Here is an 18,625-nt window from a genome sequence, read left to right as displayed (position 1 = left end):
AACACTATAGAGTGTGTTTTATAGGATGGTCAAGCACAAGATATTGATGAAAGTACTCACTTAAGCCAGAGAAAAACTGCTTGCAAAGAGTCAATGTGGCATTACGTCAAGGCTGACGGAGGGCGAGAATACCGCAAACCGCTGCCTAATGAAACCCAAAAATTTTTTAGTGCGCTATTGGCTTGGTATCAACCTTGAATAGGGTATGCTATAGCGCCTAGCTCCCCTGATTGGTATAAGTGTATGACCTATTTTATGAATGGTGTAATGGAAGTTATTAATTACCCCATTGTTTTATTAGTACTAGCCGCGTTAGGACTATTTTTAGGTCAGCAGTCTCAACAGCGTCTCTTAACTGTTACCCTCCCCAGCTTTTTAATAGCGGTCATCGTGGGTTTGGTCTTGGCACGGATTCGTGTGCTGGTAGGCAATGTGAATATTAGTACCCTAGTGTTAGCAGGGCTAATGGCTTTAAGCACCGTGCTTTATTTAAAACCCCCTTTAGCTTTGAGTGTACTGTGTGCTGCGTTGAGTGGTTTAGCGGTAGGTCTAATCGTGAAACCCTTTTTATTACCCGGATTTTTTGGTTTTAAAGTGTACACAACCTTTGCCGGAGTAGCCTTCAACGCTACGGCACTCTTGCTCAGTGTGCTAGGTATTGCGCTAGTATTAAAGCAATTTTGGGAGGGAGTATTAGTGCGAGCGGTAGCTTCTTGGATTGTAGCCAGCACCTTAATGGTCTTGGTATTGTCATTTACCAAAGTGCTTAAGCTTTAAGTCGGATTAAAGTGAGTGCTAGTTACACTCCTACTGAACGATTACGGAAAACAAGGGTCGATTAGAGGTCTAATTGATCGATTTAATGGGAGAAGTTCTGAATGAAACGTGTTGCTGTGTATGCCTCTCTTTTAATGGCTTTAGGGATGAGTGCGCCAGTCTTAGCTGATGGTTTCCATTATTACGTTGATGTGACCAGTGAGCTGGAGCTGGATGAGGAGGGCAAGTTGATGGGCATACGCCAAGTATGGGACTATGCACCTGAAATCACTGAGATTATGTTGGAAGATATGGAGGTCATTTCTGACGAGAATCTCACGGCACTGGGTGATGATATGATGCAGGACTTGGAAAAATTAGGTTATTTTGCTGAGTTTAATGTCGATGGTGTCAGTATTGATCGAACCGAAATAGAGGACTATGACATTTTACTCCCCTCAGAAAAGCAATTAGAACTCCAAATGTTCCATCCTCTTGCTGAACCTGTTGATATTAAAGGTAAGAAATTCACTATTGATATGGCTGATCCTGATGGTACTGGTATTTTAAAGCATGCTAATCTGGCATCCGTCACTCTACCAGACGCATTAAAGTCAGAATGCAAAGTCAATCTAGAGGAAAAGCAAGATCCGAATAATATAGACGCTTATGTACATGGCGATCCTGTGCAATTAGTGATTATTGATTGTACCAAACCATAGGTTAATGTATGCGCTTGAAATACTGGCAAGTTATCAGTGTGCTGTTGGGCGTGGTGTTGAGTGCGTCACTCTATGCTCATGGCTACCAATATTTGATTCAAGTACATAGTGCCTTAGTGCTTAATGAGCGTGGTGAGCTGAGCGCGTTGGAGCAAGTTTGGCATTATGACCCCACCACTACTCAGTTGCTAATAGAAGGGGCGGGACTGAATACAACCAGCAGTGATACAGATCTAACCGCTTTAAAAGAGCAGCTAGTGCAGGATTTAACTGATTTGGCGTATTTTACGGAGTTGCGGTTTAATGGTGTTATTGCACCACGGGAACGGGTGCAAGACTCTTCGTTAACGCTCTCACAGGGGCGGCTGGTGTTAACTCTCAAGCAACCCCTCAGCCCCGCACTAAAACTCAAAGGCGAGTTAGTGATTGATATGGCAGACCCTACCGGTGTCGGTATTCCTTATCATGGTCAACCTAATCAAGTGCTGTTACCCGCTGCTTTACAGTCACGCTGTCAGGTGAGCATTGAGCGGCGCCAATCAATCACGGATTTAGAAAATTTTGAGCACGGCAAACCTGCCGAATGGGTTAAAATTAACTGTGCTGAATAAGGGTTTAACAAACGCGTTTAAACACGTTAGCATGCACACTTTATTTCTGCGAATTGAGAGCAATAACAATGGCGCAATACCGCTTATTTAGCTTAGCTGGTTTAGTATTCAGTGCAGTCCTATTAACAGGTTGTGAGTCTTTACCTCCCGCTGAGCCAGCGACTACGGCTGTGACGACTGAGACCACTACTTTAGCTGCCACCGATAAACCGAAACGAATTAAAGAAGTGCTAGTGATTGAGCACGTCACTTGTGATCCACAACAAGCGAAGAAATTACAAGCCGAGATTAATAAACGTGACGCTGAGCGCCGAGCTAAAGGCGAAACTATGGCGGAGGATGTATTGCCTCAAGAGCGCATTAAACAGATCGAAGCCCCCCAAGCGGGTTAATTTCCCACCACCGAGTGCCCTTAGGGCATCATCGGTGGTTTTGTCTGTGCAATTTTAAATCTCCATCATCACAAAATCACTTTTGCTTACGCCGCACTCAGGGCAGTGCCAATCACTAGGTATATCTTCCCAACGTGTACCGGCTGGAATGCCGTCTTGTGGCCAACCCTTTTCTTCTTCATACACCCAACCGCATACAATGCACATCCACGTTTTCATCGTCACTCCTCAGTGATGCTTTGCAAAGGAGTGACATTATTCCCAAAACTTTGAGCTAGCTCAATTAACGCCTAGGGAAGTTGATATTAAACGGTTGGGGTTTCACCACTTTAGGGAGAGGGCGTATAAAGCGTTGCTGTTGAGTAGGCTTTACATAAGTGGTTAGCTTAATAGGTCTGGCTAATGGCATTTGCACCATAGGTTTGTTACTAACAGCAATAGGGCGGGGCGGGCGTGCAACGTTGGGAAGTGCTCGTCTAGTTGCCATAAGCGCAGGTACAGGATTAGGTTTATTAGATAGAGGTTGGCTTGCTTGTTGAAGCACCGGAGCATTTCTTAAATAAGCAGGCATTTGGCGACTAATACTAAAATCATCAAAGTCAGCGGTACTATTCCAGCGCGGTGCCCATTCGGGATTAGCCCCCCCGTGGTAGGTTCCAAAGATAAACGAATCAATTTGCCCGTAGTTACCGTAGCGCCACAGCATGTCGCGCTTATCGACTAGCGGTCTACCATCTACCCATACTTGATACAGTCCATTACGTTGTCCAGCCGTATTTAAGCGCACATGTTGTGTAATGACTTGCCAAGTATCGGGTTTAATAAAATTACTGGTTGACCAAAAATGCCCCCAACGGTTTTCTTTAGGCATATCCACGTAATACAGATAAGGCACTAATTCACCTTCTCTAATCCACATCAGTCGAGCGGTCCAACCCTTACCATCGGTGGGGATCACGCCATTGGCATACTTACCCTCGCCACTGGCAAAGCCCGGAAGCTTGCCGCCTAAATTAAAATCAAAGCGTCCATTGAAGCGTACTTTATAAGTCAACCAATACTCATCCGCTGGAGGCAAATGCACCAGAAATTGTGCGCCACTGTGTAAAGGGCCGACGCCATCTTTAGGGTAATTCACTCTTAAAAAGGGATTGGTTTGTTGCGCTTTGTCTTGATAGATTTGCGCCCGATTTTTGGTTCCATCCCATGCTAACGTGACCCAATCCTCCCAAATTAGGTCACCCTTGTAATAACCATTTTGATGCTGATTAAAAGAAACCGACAGGTCTTGAGTTTGTAAGGGACTGCGTTTCACATCAGGATTATGACTGACAGCCTGCACGGTGAAGGGAAGTAGACTTAATCCCAGACTCACTAATAATTTATTCATACCTAAAGCCCATTGTTATTTTATCTAGGTCTATTGTGTGCATAGGCTAACTCCTTTAAGTTAGCTCTATCTAAACGAGGTTCATACTATGGAACGCACAGAGCGAATTGTAAAATTACATAATTTATTAATGCAGGCGCGATTACCTATACCCCGTAAAACTTTAGAGGAGCGCTTAGAGTGCTCAGAAAAGTCAGTACGTCGTGCCTTAGAGTTTTTACGTGATCGCTTGGGTGCTCCGATTGAGTATGATGCTAAGCGCAATGGCTATTACTATGTACCTGATCAGAAAGCCTTTTACCAGCTCCCCGGTGTGTGGCTTTCGGAAAAAGAGATTTATGCCCTCCTCACCATGCAGCAGCTTATTACGCATTTTGACCCTGAATTATTACAAGATGATATTCAACTGTTAAAAGATCGAGTGGAGGCGATTTTACGTTATGGAGCAGAAATTAAACCCGATACTAATTTAGCCAATATCATTCATGTGATTCCGCATGGTAAGCGTTTAGGGCAATATCAGTTTTTTGAGGTGGTGGCTGGAGCGTGTTTGCAGGGCAAGCAATTACAGGCGACTTACTATTCGCGCTCTAGCAATCAGCGCTCTGAACATCTGTTATCGCCGCAAAAACTGATTTTTTACCGTGATAATTGGTATCTAGCCGCACTATGCCATGCTTCGGGAGCGGTCAGACCTTTTTCCTTAGATCGTTTTGAGCAGGTGACTAAGTTAGAACAGGTGAGTACTAAAGTTGCACCTGAAACCTTGGAAGCAACCTTATTCGACTCTTTCGGGATTTTTTCTGGTGAGGTCAAAGCAATTGCGGTTTTACAGTTTAATCCTGAAGCAGCGCGTTGGATTGCCGATGAGGTATGGCATCCTAAACAGGAGGGTGAGTGGCAGAGTGATGGGAGCTATTTATTAAAAATTCCTTATGGTAATCCCACAGAGTTAATAGGTGAAATATTAAGGCGTGGAGCCTCGGTGACGGTACTAGAGCCTGAAAATTTGCGTCAGTGGGTGAAGGAGAAATTAATAGCGGCTTTAGAACATTATCACTGACAGGAGTTGAGTAAGCTTGTCAAAAATGTGTAGCAATTCACACTAATAAATTATAGCCTTGCTCGTTAATAAGAGTCGTTTATAAGCACACCGTCGGCTCAACATAACAATATAAAAATAAGTGTGAGGCTATATGATAAAACAACGAACCTGGGCGGTTCTTTTTGCCCTAGCAGGGGTACAGTTAACCGCTTGTAGTCCCTCTCAAACCATTCCTGAAGCGGAGCCGGGTTCTTCCCCCTCAAATGCCAACCAAGCTAAAACCAGTGGCTCTCATTCAACTGCGGTGGCTCAGGTCGATGCGGGTTTTGGGTCGGGCTATCATTTTGCTAATCCACAGCCCCAACACCAACCCCGTCCTGTGCGTCCAGCGCCGCGCCCCCAGCATCAATATGCGCATCAACAACAGGTATATGTTCCTGAACCTGAGCAGGCTTATCAACCGCAAGCCTATGAGTATGAAACCCAGATGGTTGGTTATATGCCAGCGCCACCCGTGGCTATGCCACCTATGCAGGTGAATCAGCCGATTGAATTAGGCTCTGGCATGCCTGCGTTACAATGGAGCGAGTTGCGCAAAATTGGCGAGCAAATTTTCCAAAACGAAAGCGGCGGTAGTGTCAGCAATTTAGTGCATTGGAATGATGGCGAAAACTTTGCCTCAATGGGTATTGGGCATTTCACTTGGTATCCAACAGGGCGTGCAGCACGCTTTGGTAATACCTTCCCGCAATTGCTAGATCACTTAGAACGTAATGGAGTGCAACTACCTGCTTGGGTGCGTCAGGCGCGTCATACCGGAGCACCGTGGCGCTCCAAAGCGGAATTAATGCGAGCTAAAAATACAGCTCAAGTCAAAGAGCTACAAACTATTTTATTCCAAACGCGTGAGCTACAAGCGCAATATATTGTGGATCGTACCCGTTTAGCGATGCCCAAATTGGTACGTACTTCACCTGCTCATTTACGCCCCCTAGTCGCACAAAACCTTAATGTGTTGGCTAACACACCAGGGGGGTGGTATGCGATTATTGACTATGTGAATTTCAAAGGTGAAGGACTGAATCGTAGTGGCGGCTATCGCGGACAAAACTGGGGGCTATTACAAGTACTAGAAACCATGCGCCCTGCTCAGCCCGGACAAGATGCTCTCAATGCCTTTGCGGATGCAGCGATGCAGGTATTGCAACGCCGCGTCAATAATGCACCGAATGGCAGTGGCGAGGAGCGTTGGTTGGCGGGTTGGTCACGACGCATTAATACCTATCGCGCCCCTTTAGCCTAAAAAGTCACGCACTAATTGCTCAAATAGATCGGGCGTTTGCACATGCGGCAAATGCCCCGCCTCTTCAATATACTCTAACCGTGCCTGAGGAAAGAGTGCTTGTATAGTAGCCCAAGTCTCCTCGGTAACATAATCCGATTGCTTTCCTGCTATTTCTAATACTGGAGCCGTATAACTAGGGTTTAAGGCGGGAAAGCCTGTGATTTTTAGATAATTGCGGGTAATTTCTGGCAGGTTACATAGCCATTTAAAGGTTCCATCGCTTTGGCGGGAGAGGTTTTTTAATAAAAAGCCACGCTCAAAGGCACTGGTGACGACGGTACTTAAATGCTCATCAGCCTGTTTGCGATTTTTTAAGGTCGCTAGAGGTAGCGTATTCATTGCATGTAATAAGTTTTGTAAGCGTGGACGGTAGGTATAGGGGGCTATGTCCACCACGATTAAACGTTGCACTAATTCAGGGTTTTGGGTGGCTAGTACCATGCTAGCTTTGCCACCCATCGAATGCCCCATGAGGTCACATTGCTTAATCCCTAAGTGATGTAGAGTGGCTAGAATATCCTCTACCATGAGTTGATAGGTCATCCCTACTACATGCGGAGAGTTGCCATGATTGCGCATATCCATGGCAATAATAGGCTGAGTATGGGCATAGCGAGTAGCAAAGGTATGCCAATTATCCAAAGAGCCTAATAAACCATGTAGCACCACGAGGGGGGTAGTGTGCTCAGTTAGTGCGCCATAAATACGATAATTAAGCATCGAACTCTCTACCTAACTGCTGCACCTGAGCTAAAATGGCGTGACGCTCAGCATCACTCATGGTCGGTACATTGTAATAAATAAATTGATCGACTTGCGGAATACCACAATACGATAAAGTACCGTCGGTCATAGGGCGATGAATCAGAGTCTCCGCATCAATACCTTTAAAATAATCTTGTGAGCCACCTGCGGTAATAATCACCGCCGCCCGCCGATGCTTCAATAATCCAGTCACCCCTTGTTGCGAATAATCAAACGCCACACCACGGGTTAAGACATGATCAAACCAACCTTTTAAAATCGCCGGACGCCCAAACCACCACAAAGGATAAATAAACACTAATCCCTCTGCCCATAATAGCGCTGCTTGTTCATGCTGGATTTTGGCGGGAATGACTCCAGTTTGTAATTCGGCTAAATGTTCTGCTCGCAGTACGGGGTCGAAGTTTTCAGCATATAAATCTTTCAGTTTGACTTCATGCCCTGCTGCTATTAGTCCCTGTTGGCAATGTTCTACGAGGGCATGATTAAAACTATTAGGATTAGGGTGGGCGTAAACAATTAATACACGCATAGGGTGTCCTGAATTTAGTTGTTATTAGTGTAGAGTGTTATGGATGGGCATAGCGCTTTGGATAAAAAGGCTTTTGGCATCAATAGCATCTAGTGTGTATCGGGTATTACAAAATTCACAGGTAATCTCTATTTGACCTTGTTCAGCCAGAATCGAGTCTATTTCCTCTGCACCTAGGCTAATTAACATGCGCTCGATACGCTCCCGACTGCAACTACATTGAAAGAAAACCGGATGAGCCTCAAATAAGCGCACCTCTTCCTCATGAAATAAGCGGTAGAGCACCTGCTGAGCGTCTAAAGTGAGCAATTCATGCGTAGATAAGGTATCTAATAATAACCCTACGCGGGTGAAGTCTTCATTTTCCTCATTAGCTTCAGGTAAACGTTGCACTAAAATACCGGCACAACGCTGTTCATTCGCACTTAAATACAAGCGTGTAGGGAGTTGTTCAGATTGTTGGAAGTAATTTTCTAAAGCGGCTGCTAAGGTAGGCGCTTCTAGGGCTATAATACCTTGGTAACGTTCAGATTCTTTTTCAGCATCGAGGGTAATGGCTATATGACCTTGCCCTACCATCGCTGTTAAAGAGCTTGTATCTTCAGGGATTGAAGACCACCGTGCTAGACCACGTACTGCACCATTGGCTTGAATTTGGACAACCACTAAGTGTACTGGTCCATTACCACGTAACTGTAAGATAATCGAGCCATTATGTTTAATAGTAGTGGATAATAAGGTAATAGCCGCTAAAGCTTCCCCCAATAGCGCTTTAATCGCAGGGGGGTAATCGGCTCTAGTGACTAATTGTTGCCATGTGTGCTCTAGCGCAGTCCATGCACCGCGTACATTAGGTGTTTCCAGTAAAAAGCGGTGTAAAATATCAGTGCTCATAGTGATCCAGTAGGTGAAAATTTGATTTAGTTCAGCAAGGATTTGCCTGCACTAGTGCAATCTTTAATGTATTGAGAACTTATCATATCTGTTGGCTTGCTCAAAACTATCTCGGTTGCTACATTTGGCAACTGTTTGCGCCTGGGCAGGCGGGGGCTTGTTTGCAAGGAATAACCAGAATCTGACAGGACGTTTCTGCAACTAACTTTTAAATTTAGCATTATTTCGGACTAACAAAATGTTCAAAGCCATCTCTGGTTTGTTTTCCAATGATATTTCTGTCGATCTTGGCACGGCTAATACCCTTATTTATATGCGTGGTAAAGGCATTGTGTTGGATGAGCCATCCGTTGTTGCTATCCGCCAAGACCGAGGACCCGGTGGTCCAAAATCGATTGAAGCGGTCGGGATAGAAGCCAAAAAAATGTTGGGGCGTACCCCAGAAAATATCACTGCCATTCGACCTATGAAAGATGGCGTTATTGCTGATTTCACTTACACCGAAAAAATGTTGCAGCATTTTATTCGTAAAGTCGATTCCGGTCGTATCCTGCGTCCAAGCCCACGCGTAGTAATATGTGTTCCTTGTGGCGCAACTCAAGTGGAGCGCCGCGCGATTAAAGATTCTGCTTTAGGTGCAGGTGCTCGTAAAGTTTACCTAGTCGAAGAACCCATGGCAGCCGCCTTAGGTGCAGGTATTCCGGTCGATGAAGCGGTTGGTTCGATGGTATTAGATATTGGTGGCGGTACATCCGAAGTCGCCATTATGTCATTACGCGGTATTGTGTATGCAGCCTCAGTGCGCATTGGTGGTGATCGCTTGGATGAGGCGATTATCAGCTATGTGCGTCGTAATTACGGTATGTTGATTGGTGAAGCGACCGCTGAGCGGATTAAATGCGAAATTGGTTCCGCTTATCCGGGCAAAGAATTACTCGAAATCGAGGTGAAAGGGCGCAATCTATCCGAAGGTGTGCCGCGTGCCTTTACTTTAACCAGTAATGAAATTCTTGAAGCTTTACAAGAGCCACTGTTTGGTATTGTGAGTGCAGTTAAAACCGCTTTAGAGCAAACACCTCCAGAACTCGGTGCAGACGTTGCGGATCGCGGTATTGTGTTAACCGGTGGTGGCGCATTACTACGGGATTTAGATCGTCTATTAATGGAAGAAACGGGGATTCCAGTAGTAATTGCCGATGATCCCTTGACCTGTGTGGCGCGTGGTGGTGGGCGCATTTTAGAAATGTTAGAAGCTGAAGGGGATGCCTTCCTCTCTACTGATTGATTAGTGTTTTAAAGCTATTTTTGATTGGTATGGGGCTAGACAACTGGTTGCGTGGCTTGTGGTCAGTTGCCCGACTAAGATTGATAATAATATTACTCTAGCCCGCGTGGCACGGAGGCGGACATTAGTAACAGCAATTTTCATTCAGCGCCGGGGCTTTCTATTAAGTTTATTTTGCTAGTGATATTAGCGCTTACCCTGATGGCGTTTGATTATCGTAAAACTGAATCGATGGCGCCTGTCCGAACGCTATTTTCGATTCTAGCTTATCCTTTGCAATGGTCAGTTGATGTACCGTTTCGGGTCTATAATGAAACGGCTACTTTCTTTACTGAGCAAACTAACCTCACACTAGAAAATAATGCGCTCAAGGATCAATTACGCCTTTATGAAGCCCGCTATCAGGATATGGTAATTGTTGAGCAACAAAATGAACGCCTACGCTATGAGTTAAAAGCTAATCCGAGAATGGGATTTGATTTTTCTATGGCTGAGATTTTATCGTCCTCAGGCGAGCGGGTAAGACGTATTGTGACCTTGAACAAAGGGTCGCGCGATGGGGTTTACGAAAAGCAAGTGGTATTAGCGGGTGGTAAAATCTATGGTCAAGTGTTAACAGTCAGCCCCTTTAGCTCCACAGTGATTCAATTAACCGATCAGCGTCATGCCATTCCAGTACGCAATCAACGTACCGGATTTACCACTTTAGCCTTAGGTACGGGTAAAACTAATACCCTACGCCTCGATAAGGTGGTGATTCAAAGCGAAGATAAGATTCAAGAAGGCGATATTTTTGTGACCTCTGGTCTAGACCAATTATTCCCGCCTGATTTTCCGGTCGCGCGTGTGATTAAAAATGGTATTAGTTATGACCAAAGCAGTCAGTTTGCCCAAATTACTACGGAAAGCTTGGTAGATTTTGAGCAGACACGAGAAGTATTGCTAGTGTGGCCTAAAAAACCTGTTGAGCCTCCCCTCGCAGCGCCAACAGCAAAACCTGCTGCAGACAAGCCAGCCACCGAGCCAGCTAAACCCCGTCAGACTAAGCCTAATGCCACACCTCAGCCGCCAGTAAGGAGAGCGCCATGAGTGCTGTAACGCCGCGTTTTTTTGGTGCGATTATCCTATCTATGCTTTTGGCGGTGATTCTAAGCATTATTCCTTTACCCGATACCTTGCAAATGTGGCGTCCTGAATGGGTAGCACTGGCCTTAATTCATTGGGCATTAGTGTTAGGGCATCGAGTAGGGTTGTGGATGGCGTTTATTATTGGGCTATTAATGGATGTACTGCATAACTCACTATTGGGGCAACATGCTTTAGAGTTAGTGGTGGTGGGGTATTTGTCCATTCGTTTAGGGGGGCGTATGACGCCAGAGGCTTATTTTCAACAGTTTGTCCTTATCGTAGCGGTCTTAGGGTTGTATATGCTGCTGAGTTTGTGGATTCGTGGGGTGACAGGGTTTGCTCAAGACGGTAGTACGTGGCAATACTGGGCGCCTTTACTCAGTAGCTTGTTAATTTGGCCGTTGTATCAATGGCTATTGAGTTATTTTTATATTCAAAAGAAAGGCTTGTAGTATTTGGTGAGTCAGTGAGTTTGTTAGGCTCACACAAGCGTTGCTGAACGTAATGTGATTGTTTCAGGGTAGATAGTTTTTTAAAATCTGGTATAAACAATAGCAGTGTCACTGCATCCGCGTCCTAAGGGCTGGTTTATGTCTGGATTTGATGAGTTTTCTCCCCACCATCTTGAACAACTCACGCAACGTTATGCGTCTTTATGGCGTGAGCGTGATCTTGAAACCCGCGTTGAAAATCAATTTCGCCAAGATCAGGCGCTGCAAGAGAGCTTGCAACGTCTGCAAACTTACCGTCTCAAAGGGATTAGTCACTATCGCTATAAAGGTGCTTATCCTGAGGTACGTCAATTAGTCACTCAAGTCTTAGCAGCAGAACCCCAACATCCGCAGGCACTGCACTATCAAGCCGAATTAGCCGCGCTTGAGCCACTACTTCAGCAGGCGCAGCTCCTGATTCGTAAACTAGGTCGAGTAAAACTTAGCTCATCTGAGTTTAGTGTGATTGCCTCGGAAGTCGCCGAAGCGGTAAAAAAGGTTGAAGTCTCCGAGAGTTATCAAGCGTTAATAGAAGATGTTACGGATTTAGTGGAAGGGCGCATGAGTGTGGCGGATTTTATTGACACTTGGCAGCTAACGAATATGCCTAGCGCTCAAACAGCACGCTGGTCTAATTTTGATAAGGAACGCTTGCGTGACAATATTGTGCAGGGGCGGCTGGTGTTATTTTTGGGCAGTGGAGTGGTGCAAGCCGTGCCCTGCCTGAGTACACGCGATTTAACGCAGCAATTGGCACAGGAGGCGTGTTATCCCCATTTTGATGGCACATTATCCGCGATTGCTGAGTACTATGTGCAACGGGGTGATTTAGGGCGACAAGTGTTATTGGAAAAGGTGGGTGCTGCTTTGCCTAAAGTGCCGCATGTGCCGCTGTATCAAGCCCTAGCCGCTATCCCGCAACGCTTAATGCTGATTTCCGCCGCTTATGATGATTTATTAGAGCAAGCGTTTCGTGCCGCGCATAAGCCCTTTGTGTTACTGACCTCGATTATGCAGTCAGATGAATACAGTATGGGGCATGTGTGGGTGCAGTTCTCAGATCGTACCGAAACCAAAGTGTATACCAAAGACGATATTTCTAAACTTCCTGAGCTAGAACGCTATTCGATGATCTACAAATTGCGTGGTACGTGTTCAATGCAGGGGCGGCAAGATGCGTTAGCACTGACCGAGAGTGAGTATTTTAATTTTGCTCACCATGCCCAAGAAATTATCCCCAACTATGTGGTGCGTAAGATCAATGAATTAGGTTGCTTATTTATGGGCTATCAGCCAAGTCATTGGGAGGAGCGCTTAATTGTTAATGCCTTATTGCAACGAGTGCTGCGCAATAGTGCCTTGCAAGTACTCCACACTCATCCCCCACAACCTTTAGAAGAGGTGTTTTGGCGTAAACGTGGCGTGGAGACTTGTCCGCTGAAATTAGCCGATTTGGTGACATTGCTAGCGGAGGGTCGGGTATGAGTACGGTAAAACCTTATCCTGGGCTACGTCCGTTTGCAGAAACCGAGCAGGCGTATTTTTTCGGGCGCGAAGGGGATAAGGCGATTTTGATCGATAAGATTTTAGCCAATCGCCTGACCTTATTATTTGCCGCCAGTGGTGTGGGTAAAAGCTCGCTCTTGCAAGCTGCCGTGATGCCGCAATTAAAACAGCCCGCCGGTGAGCATTTGAGTGTGGTCTATCATCGGCGCTGGTGGGGCGAGGAGGATATGAGCGCGGTGTTGTGCCAAGCTATTTTGCAGGAATTAACCGCGCAACACCTATTGACCGAAGCCGATAGAGCGGAATTGCAACACGAGTCTTTAGTAGCGGTATTGGGCTATGTGTCCTTGCTGACTCGTGCGCCTTTGGTACTCATCCTTGATCAATTTGAAGAGTTTTTTCGCTACCAGCGTGGGCGTAAGACCTTTAGTGTTTTGATTGAAGCCTTGACCGATGTGATAGTGGATAAGACCTTGCCCGTGAGTGTGGTGTTATCGATGCGCGAAGATTTTGCGCTGGAGTTGAATGCCTTTAAGCCGCGCTTGCCGACTTTACTATTTGAAAACTTTTATCGACTGGAAAAATTAGATCGTGAGGCGGCGCGTTTAGCCATAGTACGTCCGGTGGAGGCGCTCGATTTTCGCTATGAGGATGAGTTATTAGAGCCACTGTTGACCGATTTAGCGCAACAGGTGCGTGAGGTGAGTGTGACCGAGCGGCTATTGCAGGTCGATCATACGGTGGTGGAGCCGCCCTATTTACAGATTGTGTGTGAGCGTTTGTGGCAATTGGCTCAGGATGATCCTGAACGTGTGGTGCGTTTGAGTCACTATCAGCAGGCGGGTGGAGTGACAGGAATTTTAGAGCAATTTTTGCGGCGGGTATTGGCGGGCTTTAGTAGAGGTGAGCAGGCGCTTTTGTCGCAGGCGTTTGATTATTTGGTGGCGCAACGTGGGGCTAAGATGGCGTGGCCGCTGGATAAGCTGGCTAAGAGTCTGAGGATAAAGCCTGAGCGCTTGCAGCGTGTGTTAGAACGTTTGACCACCGATCAGGTAAGGGTGTTGCTGCGTGAGGAGCGTGAGGGCGTGCTGTGGTATGAGCTATACCACGATATGTTTTCGGAAAGTATTGAGCGCTGGAATAATGAGTGGAAGGCGCGGCAATTAAAACGCCAACGTTGGACGATTCGTGGGCTGATAGCGGTTGGGGTATTGGTGACAGCGTTTTTGGCGGATTCGTTTTATTGGCTATACAAAAATAGTCATTTTCCGGTGAGCTATTTATTTCAGCAGCATAAATTTCGTTTGATGGATTGGGGCTTAGTGCCGGAAGCTTTGCCAGAGACAGAGATGGTAGCGATTCCGGCTTCAGCAGGTGAGGTAGAGTTAGGGGAGTTAGATGCAGACTTTGGTGAGAGGGTAAAGGCACAATTACAGGTAGCTAATCAATATGGAATACAAAATTTTGCCTATCCGACGATTAAGGCTCGTTTTGAGGGATTTGAAGCGGGGCGCTATGAGGTGACCTATGAACAGTATGATTATTATGTGTGGCAGCAACGGCATACAGTAGTAGTTGGGAAGAAGCTAGATTACCCTGCGGGTGCTAGTCATGATAATGTTCGCGGGACACGTGCTGTGACTCAGGTGAGCTGGAACGAGGCAGTGGCGTATACCGAGTGGCTCAGTGAGAAAACGGATGATAACTATCGCTTGCCGACTGAAGCAGAGTGGGAATATGCAGCACGAGCAGGCGTGAATAAGGATTATCCTTATCCTTGGGGGGAGAAAGCCGAAGGTTTGAATAAGGCTAATTGTGCCGATTGTGGGAGTGAGTGGGATGGTAAGCTTATTGCTCCGGTAGGGAGTTTTGCCCCCAACCCTTGGGGGATTTACGATACGGCGGGTAATGTTTGGGAGTGGACTTGTTCGTCTTGGCAGGATGATTTTGGGGCGGAGAAGGCAACCCGTTGTGCGAATAAAAGCGACGATACCGCTCGTGTTTTGCGCGGCGGCTCGTGGAGTAGCACGACTGATTGGATGCGTTTTTCCGCTCGCTTCAGGTTCTATACGTATAATCGATACAGTTCTGTCGGATTCCGTGTTTTTAAATTTTATCGTCAGGACAGCCCCCCACCCTAGCCCTCCCCCCGCAAGGGGCATAAGTATCTACACATTTTTATGCATTACCGAACGGAGGGTCTGGGAGAGGGTTTGAATCTCTGCGGGTGAATACGAGTCCAGTAGCTGGACTAACGCCAGAAAAGTTTCTAACCCAGCTAATAAGGCTGGGTAAGTAAAGGTGACCTTAGAACGCATCTGTCGACCACTCAAGCGAATCAACAACTGCCGAAGTTGCTGTACTTCCGGTTGAGGACTCACGGCAATCGCCCAGACGGTGACACAAGTATACCATACTCGTGACCAAAAGCCGTTTCGCGACGGCTAGTGCAGACTCCTGTTGCCACGCTTCGAGTTGATGTCCGGCGGATTTGAGTAGTTTAAAGAAACTCTCAATCTGCCAACGCCAGTAGTACCACAAGACCAGTGTGTCGGCGGTGGGGGCTGTGAGGGTAGTGAGCAATAACCACTGAGCGATCATGTCCCCTTGTTCATTGAAGAGGCGACTGACCACCAAGCGTGCCATCACCGGCTCCCCCGCGACCGAGGGTTGGACCTGCTTTTTACAGCTCGGTTTAGACCGACGGGTTACACTCACCGGTATTTCGCCCACGTATTGTTCATGGGGTTTACCCTGAACCTGTACGGTTCTGGCTCGATGGTAGGTGAGCTGCTCTGCTAGGGTTTTACTGGCTAGAGCCGACCCTTGATAGGTCAACTGCGGGTTGTCCCGAATACGAACCAACCACTGAATCCCGGATGACTGCCAACGACGGTAATGACCCACCGAATCCCCTTCGCGATCCATCAGATGAACCAAGGGACGGGAAAACCCTAAGCCCTCCAGATGCTCCATCGCACGGCTCACCTCATCCAAATGCGTACGAGGCGTTAACACCTCCTCCTCATACGTGGCCTGACGACCCACTCCACTCACTAGGCATTGCGCTACCGGGGCAATCGGTTCACCGGTTTGATCACTGATGACTAAACTACTTTGTAAATCATAGCCTTGATCGCTGGCATGCGTAATCGCATAACGATCTGCCTTATTCGCATGACGATACGCTAACCGCGACCAATCGTGGATACACAACGCATACGAACCACAGCGCTCCGTAATGCCCTCATGAGCCGCTGCCGTTAACGGCGCTTGCAGCACTGACAAACTCACCATCGGATTCGCATAAAAACGCCACGCCGCTTGTGTGTGGGCAAAACTGCTCACCCCATCGTTCAAGGCTTTCATACCTGCACTCAGCGGCTCACTGACCTTCATGTAACTCTGAACCATGCGTTCATAACGCAAACTCAGGCGGGCATCCACACCCGCTAACTTTTTTTATATCCATACCGTTATCTTCTCATCATCACTTCAACTTGTGTAGATACTTATGCCGCAAGGGGTGGAGGGGATAAGATTAGATAAAGAATAGTGCCTTGAATTAATAAAGCAGTATAGAAAAACTAATAATATTAATATATTACCCATGCTCCATGTTCCCTCCAGCCCCTGCGGGGGGAGGGCTAGGGAGGGGGGGGAAATGCGGAGTGAGTTTATTCCATGAGGTTATTAAGTATGTTAGTCAAATCTAAAACAGGTCGGGTATTTGAGTTACCCACAGACGAAGAAGATGCACGGATTCGAGCGGGTATTGCTCAAGACCCTGATACTTATGAATTAAGTGATGAAGATTTTAAACGCCTACGTCCTGTGGGGCGACCGCGTGCAGCAGTGACCAAAGAGCGCTAGTTCTTTAACCTAAAATCGCGCCTTCTGGGGGGTATATTGGTCATGAGGCTTGGGTTCTGATAGCGTTGACCCCATATCAGACTCATATTAGATTTTAGGAGTATGCAATGAGCTCACCAAATGCCTGCCAAGCGTTGCCCTGTGCAGTGTCCGCGTTGCCGGATGTTGCCAAGCAACCCAATGTAGGGCCACAAGGGACTCTCAATTGGGTAGGAATGAGTGAAATCGAAGTACCCGTTTATGTACCTACCCCAACACAAGCCGCCATTCAAACCCTAGCGCGGGTGCAAGCCTATGTGAATTTAATTGACCCTTTGAGTAAAGGGATTCATATGTCACGCCTGTACCTAGCCCTCGATAATCAGTTGGGTATGGCAGAAGTGACCCCCGCAGTATTAAAGCGTGTCGTGCAGCAGTTTGTAGAGTCGCACGAGGGTTTAAGTGATGCGGCTTATTTAGAGTGTCGCTTTGACTATTATGAAAAGCGCCGCTCATTAGTGACCGACAATCGCGGCTGGAAAAATTATCCAGTACGTATTATTGCCTCCTTACGTCAAGGACAGTTTGAGCTAGAGCTAGCGGTGGATGTACCGTATTCGTCTACTTGCCCGTGTTCAGCCGCCTTGGCTCGTCAATTGATTCAAGAGGGATTTCAAGAGCAGTTTGGTGCGGTGGAGTCAGTCAGTACGCGCCAAGTACATGATTGGTTAGGCACTGTACAAGGCATTCGCGCTACTCCTCATAGTCAACGTAGCGTGGCACAAGTCAAAGTGCGTCTTGCGCCTAATACTGAGCAATTACCGATTAGCGCTTTAATTGATCAATTAGAAGCCGCTTTACAAACGCCTGTACAAGCGGCTGTGAAACGTGCGGATGAACAAGAGTTTGCCCGTCTCAATGCGTCTAATCTAATGTTCTGTGAAGATGCTGCACGCCGCTTAAAAGCAACGCTGCAAGATACGGTGTCCGTGGTAGATTTTTGGATACGGGTCAATCATATGGAAAGCCTGCACGCACATGATGCGGTAGCGATTGCTGTTAAGTGTGTTCCTAATGGTTATAGTGATGACCCACGGGAATATGCGCTAAGAGCATAAGCCTGCACCCTTACTCTCTCTTAAAGTGGGTGGATGATTCACCCACTTTGTATAGCAAACTTCCTATCCCGCCTTTAACGCTATAGCATCGGCTCTATTATAGTATTCATATGGAGTTAAACGATGGCGCGTACCCCCTCGACTATGTTAGCCCTAGGCACGCAAGCCCCCGATTTTGCCCTGTTAGAACCCTTAACGGGTAAGGTGATCAGACGAGATGATTTTAAGGCTAAACCTTTATTAGTGATGTTTATCTGTAATCACTGCCCGTATGTGATTCATATTCGCGCTCAACTCGCACAATTAACTAGCGAGTTTCAAGCGCAAGGTGTGGGGGTAGTAGGGATTAATGCCAATGATGCAGAGCATTATCCTGATGATTCACCTGAAAATATGCAGCTTGAAGTAGAGCGGGCGGGTTATACCTTTCCGTATTTATATGATGAGTCGCAAGCAGTGGCCAAAGCCTATCAAGCAGCGTGTACGCCTGACTTTTTCCTATTTGATGCCGATCATAAGTTGGTGTATCGCGGGCAATTTGATAATGCGCGTCCGCGTAATGATGAACCTGTGACGGGAGCTGATTTGCGTCAAGCCTTAGCAGCGGTAGTAGAGCATCTACCTATAGCCGAGGAGCAAAAAGCTTCATTAGGTTGCAATATTAAATGGAAAGCAGGTAATGAACCGGATTATTTTTCCAGTTAAAGTAGCAGTATGAATCCGTAACCGTCATTGCATATTGCTTCCGCAGTTGCTGTGAATACATCCCTGTGCGCTTCAAGGCGGCATCCCT

General features: G+C 46.7%; 20 protein-coding genes. 14 read left to right on the top strand and 6 right to left on the bottom strand.

Annotated elements, in window-relative coordinates; genetic code table 11:
• The first annotated feature begins 243 nt into the window (after positions 1-243).
• The 4 genes from IPL34_RS02770 to IPL34_RS02755 all read left to right on the top strand — a co-directional run bounded on the left by IPL34_RS02770 (position 244) and on the right by IPL34_RS02755 (position 2,481).
• Positions 244-777, top strand: a complete 534-nt coding sequence (locus IPL34_RS02770; protein ID WP_296837394.1) for a hypothetical protein — start codon at positions 244-246, stop codon at positions 775-777.
• Between the two features lie 101 nt (positions 778-878).
• Positions 879-1,478 carry a DUF1007 family protein gene (locus tag IPL34_RS02765; RefSeq protein ID WP_296837390.1) on the top strand — a complete coding sequence of 200 codons (600 nt, stop codon included), beginning with the start codon at positions 879-881 and terminating at the stop codon, positions 1,476-1,478.
• Between the two features lie 8 nt (positions 1,479-1,486).
• The gene (locus IPL34_RS02760; RefSeq protein ID WP_296837387.1) at positions 1,487-2,089 is read left to right on the top strand and encodes a DUF1007 family protein; all 603 of its coding nucleotides are present in this window, start codon (positions 1,487-1,489) and stop codon (positions 2,087-2,089) included.
• 68 nt (positions 2,090-2,157) lie between these two features.
• Positions 2,158-2,481, top strand: coding sequence for a hypothetical protein (locus IPL34_RS02755; protein ID WP_296837382.1), 324 nt, complete (start codon positions 2,158-2,160; stop codon positions 2,479-2,481).
• A gap of 54 nt (positions 2,482-2,535) precedes the next feature.
• Here the strand turns inward: IPL34_RS02755 and IPL34_RS02750 are convergent, their stop codons facing one another.
• A complete protein-coding gene (locus IPL34_RS02750; protein ID WP_296837379.1) occupies positions 2,536-2,700 on the bottom strand; it encodes a rubredoxin in 165 nt (54 codons plus the stop codon).
• Positions 2,701-2,764: 64 nt separating this feature from the next.
• Positions 2,765-3,871, bottom strand: coding sequence for a polysaccharide lyase (locus tag IPL34_RS02745; protein ID WP_296837376.1), 1,107 nt, complete (start codon positions 3,869-3,871; stop codon positions 2,765-2,767).
• Positions 3,872-3,959: 88 nt separating this feature from the next.
• Here IPL34_RS02745 and IPL34_RS02740 point away from each other — a divergent pair, with 88 nt between their 5' ends.
• Both IPL34_RS02740 and IPL34_RS02735 read left to right on the top strand, forming a co-directional pair.
• Complete coding sequence (locus IPL34_RS02740) at positions 3,960-4,934, top strand: WYL domain-containing protein (protein ID WP_296837372.1); 975 nt, start codon at positions 3,960-3,962, stop codon at positions 4,932-4,934.
• A gap of 133 nt (positions 4,935-5,067) precedes the next feature.
• On the top strand, positions 5,068-6,219 hold the full coding sequence (locus IPL34_RS02735; RefSeq protein WP_296837366.1) for a hypothetical protein: 1,152 nt from the start codon (positions 5,068-5,070) through the stop codon (positions 6,217-6,219).
• Here IPL34_RS02735 and IPL34_RS02730 read toward each other — a convergent pair.
• Genes IPL34_RS02730 through hslO form a run of 3 tightly spaced genes read right to left on the bottom strand, consistent with a single transcriptional unit; the run spans position 6,211 to position 8,452 of the window.
• The gene (locus IPL34_RS02730) at positions 6,211-6,981 is read right to left on the bottom strand and encodes an alpha/beta fold hydrolase (RefSeq protein WP_296837362.1); all 771 of its coding nucleotides are present in this window, start codon (positions 6,979-6,981) and stop codon (positions 6,211-6,213) included. The genes IPL34_RS02735 and IPL34_RS02730 overlap by 9 nt on opposite strands.
• Positions 6,974-7,558: an NAD(P)H-dependent oxidoreductase gene (locus tag IPL34_RS02725; RefSeq protein ID WP_296837355.1), complete on the bottom strand. Its 585-nt coding sequence runs from the start codon at positions 7,556-7,558 to the stop codon at positions 6,974-6,976. Before IPL34_RS02725 ends, IPL34_RS02730 begins: the two co-directional genes overlap by 8 nt.
• Before the next feature lie 24 nt (positions 7,559-7,582).
• A complete protein-coding gene (hslO, locus tag IPL34_RS02720) occupies positions 7,583-8,452 on the bottom strand; it encodes an Hsp33 family molecular chaperone HslO (protein ID WP_296837350.1) in 870 nt (289 codons plus the stop codon).
• 238 nt (positions 8,453-8,690) lie between these two features.
• Here hslO and IPL34_RS02715 point away from each other — a divergent pair, with 238 nt between their 5' ends.
• The 5 genes from IPL34_RS02715 to IPL34_RS02695 all read left to right on the top strand — a co-directional run bounded on the left by IPL34_RS02715 (position 8,691) and on the right by IPL34_RS02695 (position 15,003).
• Positions 8,691-9,737 (top strand): rod shape-determining protein, encoded by a 1,047-nt coding sequence (locus tag IPL34_RS02715; RefSeq protein WP_020561048.1) that lies wholly within the window; start codon positions 8,691-8,693, stop codon positions 9,735-9,737.
• Positions 9,738-9,860: 123 nt separating this feature from the next.
• A complete protein-coding gene (gene mreC / locus IPL34_RS02710) occupies positions 9,861-10,826 on the top strand; it encodes a rod shape-determining protein MreC (protein ID WP_296843030.1) in 966 nt (321 codons plus the stop codon).
• Complete coding sequence (gene mreD / locus IPL34_RS02705) at positions 10,823-11,317, top strand: rod shape-determining protein MreD (protein ID WP_296837341.1); 495 nt, start codon at positions 10,823-10,825, stop codon at positions 11,315-11,317. Before mreC ends, mreD begins: the two co-directional genes overlap by 4 nt.
• Positions 11,318-11,455: 138 nt before the next feature.
• Positions 11,456-12,841, top strand: coding sequence for an SIR2 family protein (locus IPL34_RS02700; RefSeq protein WP_296837336.1), 1,386 nt, complete (start codon positions 11,456-11,458; stop codon positions 12,839-12,841).
• The gene (locus tag IPL34_RS02695) at positions 12,838-15,003 is read left to right on the top strand and encodes an SUMF1/EgtB/PvdO family nonheme iron enzyme (RefSeq protein WP_296837330.1); all 2,166 of its coding nucleotides are present in this window, start codon (positions 12,838-12,840) and stop codon (positions 15,001-15,003) included. Before IPL34_RS02700 ends, IPL34_RS02695 begins: the two co-directional genes overlap by 4 nt.
• 166 nt (positions 15,004-15,169) lie before the next feature.
• Here IPL34_RS02695 and IPL34_RS02690 read toward each other — a convergent pair whose 3' ends face one another.
• Positions 15,170-16,309 carry a transposase gene (locus tag IPL34_RS02690; protein WP_296837327.1) on the bottom strand — a complete coding sequence of 380 codons (1,140 nt, stop codon included), beginning with the start codon at positions 16,307-16,309 and terminating at the stop codon, positions 15,170-15,172.
• Positions 16,310-16,561: 252 nt separating this feature from the next.
• On the opposite strand from IPL34_RS02690, the gene IPL34_RS02685 reads away from it, so the two are divergent.
• The 3 genes from IPL34_RS02685 (at position 16,562) to IPL34_RS02675 (ending at position 18,537) form a co-directional block, all read left to right on the top strand.
• Positions 16,562-16,735 carry a hypothetical protein gene (locus IPL34_RS02685; protein WP_296837324.1) on the top strand — a complete coding sequence of 58 codons (174 nt, stop codon included), beginning with the start codon at positions 16,562-16,564 and terminating at the stop codon, positions 16,733-16,735.
• A gap of 107 nt (positions 16,736-16,842) precedes the next feature.
• A complete protein-coding gene (gene folE2, locus IPL34_RS02680; protein WP_296837321.1) occupies positions 16,843-17,832 on the top strand; it encodes a GTP cyclohydrolase FolE2 in 990 nt (329 codons plus the stop codon).
• A 123-nt stretch (positions 17,833-17,955) separates the two neighbouring features.
• Positions 17,956-18,537, top strand: coding sequence for a thioredoxin family protein (locus IPL34_RS02675; RefSeq protein WP_296837318.1), 582 nt, complete (start codon positions 17,956-17,958; stop codon positions 18,535-18,537).
• The last annotated feature ends 88 nt before the right edge of the window (positions 18,538-18,625 follow it).

It is taken from the genome of Thiofilum sp. (assembly GCF_016711335.1).
Classification (GTDB): Bacteria; Pseudomonadota; Gammaproteobacteria; order Thiotrichales; family Thiotrichaceae; genus Thiofilum.
This window is presented reverse-complemented; position numbering and strand designations above follow the sequence as displayed.

Excerpts from the sequence above, each read along its gene's own strand:
- IPL34_RS02745 (WP_296837376.1), bottom strand. The coding sequence starts at position 3,871 with ATGAATAAATTATTAGTGAGTCTGGGATTAAGTCTACTTCCCTTCACC.
- IPL34_RS02695 (WP_296837330.1), top strand. The coding sequence starts at position 12,838 with ATGAGTACGGTAAAACCTTATCCTGGGCTACGTCCGTTTGCAGAAACC.
- IPL34_RS02770 (WP_296837394.1), top strand. The coding sequence starts at position 244 with ATGACCTATTTTATGAATGGTGTAATGGAAGTTATTAATTACCCCATT.
- IPL34_RS02750 (WP_296837379.1), bottom strand. The coding sequence starts at position 2,700 with ATGAAAACGTGGATGTGCATTGTATGCGGTTGGGTGTATGAAGAAGAA.
- IPL34_RS02675 (WP_296837318.1), top strand. The coding sequence starts at position 17,956 with ATGGCGCGTACCCCCTCGACTATGTTAGCCCTAGGCACGCAAGCCCCC.
- hslO (WP_296837350.1), bottom strand. The coding sequence starts at position 8,452 with ATGAGCACTGATATTTTACACCGCTTTTTACTGGAAACACCTAATGTA.
- IPL34_RS02730 (WP_296837362.1), bottom strand. The coding sequence starts at position 6,981 with ATGCTTAATTATCGTATTTATGGCGCACTAACTGAGCACACTACCCCC.
- folE2 (WP_296837321.1), top strand. The coding sequence starts at position 16,843 with ATGAGCTCACCAAATGCCTGCCAAGCGTTGCCCTGTGCAGTGTCCGCG.
- IPL34_RS02715 (WP_020561048.1), top strand. The coding sequence starts at position 8,691 with ATGTTCAAAGCCATCTCTGGTTTGTTTTCCAATGATATTTCTGTCGAT.
- IPL34_RS02725 (WP_296837355.1), bottom strand. The coding sequence starts at position 7,558 with ATGCGTGTATTAATTGTTTACGCCCACCCTAATCCTAATAGTTTTAAT.
- IPL34_RS02760 (WP_296837387.1), top strand. The coding sequence starts at position 1,487 with ATGCGCTTGAAATACTGGCAAGTTATCAGTGTGCTGTTGGGCGTGGTG.
- IPL34_RS02740 (WP_296837372.1), top strand. The coding sequence starts at position 3,960 with ATGGAACGCACAGAGCGAATTGTAAAATTACATAATTTATTAATGCAG.
- IPL34_RS02700 (WP_296837336.1), top strand. The coding sequence starts at position 11,456 with ATGTCTGGATTTGATGAGTTTTCTCCCCACCATCTTGAACAACTCACG.
- IPL34_RS02755 (WP_296837382.1), top strand. The coding sequence starts at position 2,158 with ATGGCGCAATACCGCTTATTTAGCTTAGCTGGTTTAGTATTCAGTGCA.
- IPL34_RS02735 (WP_296837366.1), top strand. The coding sequence starts at position 5,068 with ATGATAAAACAACGAACCTGGGCGGTTCTTTTTGCCCTAGCAGGGGTA.
- IPL34_RS02765 (WP_296837390.1), top strand. The coding sequence starts at position 879 with ATGAAACGTGTTGCTGTGTATGCCTCTCTTTTAATGGCTTTAGGGATG.
- mreD (WP_296837341.1), top strand. The coding sequence starts at position 10,823 with ATGAGTGCTGTAACGCCGCGTTTTTTTGGTGCGATTATCCTATCTATG.
- IPL34_RS02685 (WP_296837324.1), top strand. The coding sequence starts at position 16,562 with ATGTTAGTCAAATCTAAAACAGGTCGGGTATTTGAGTTACCCACAGAC.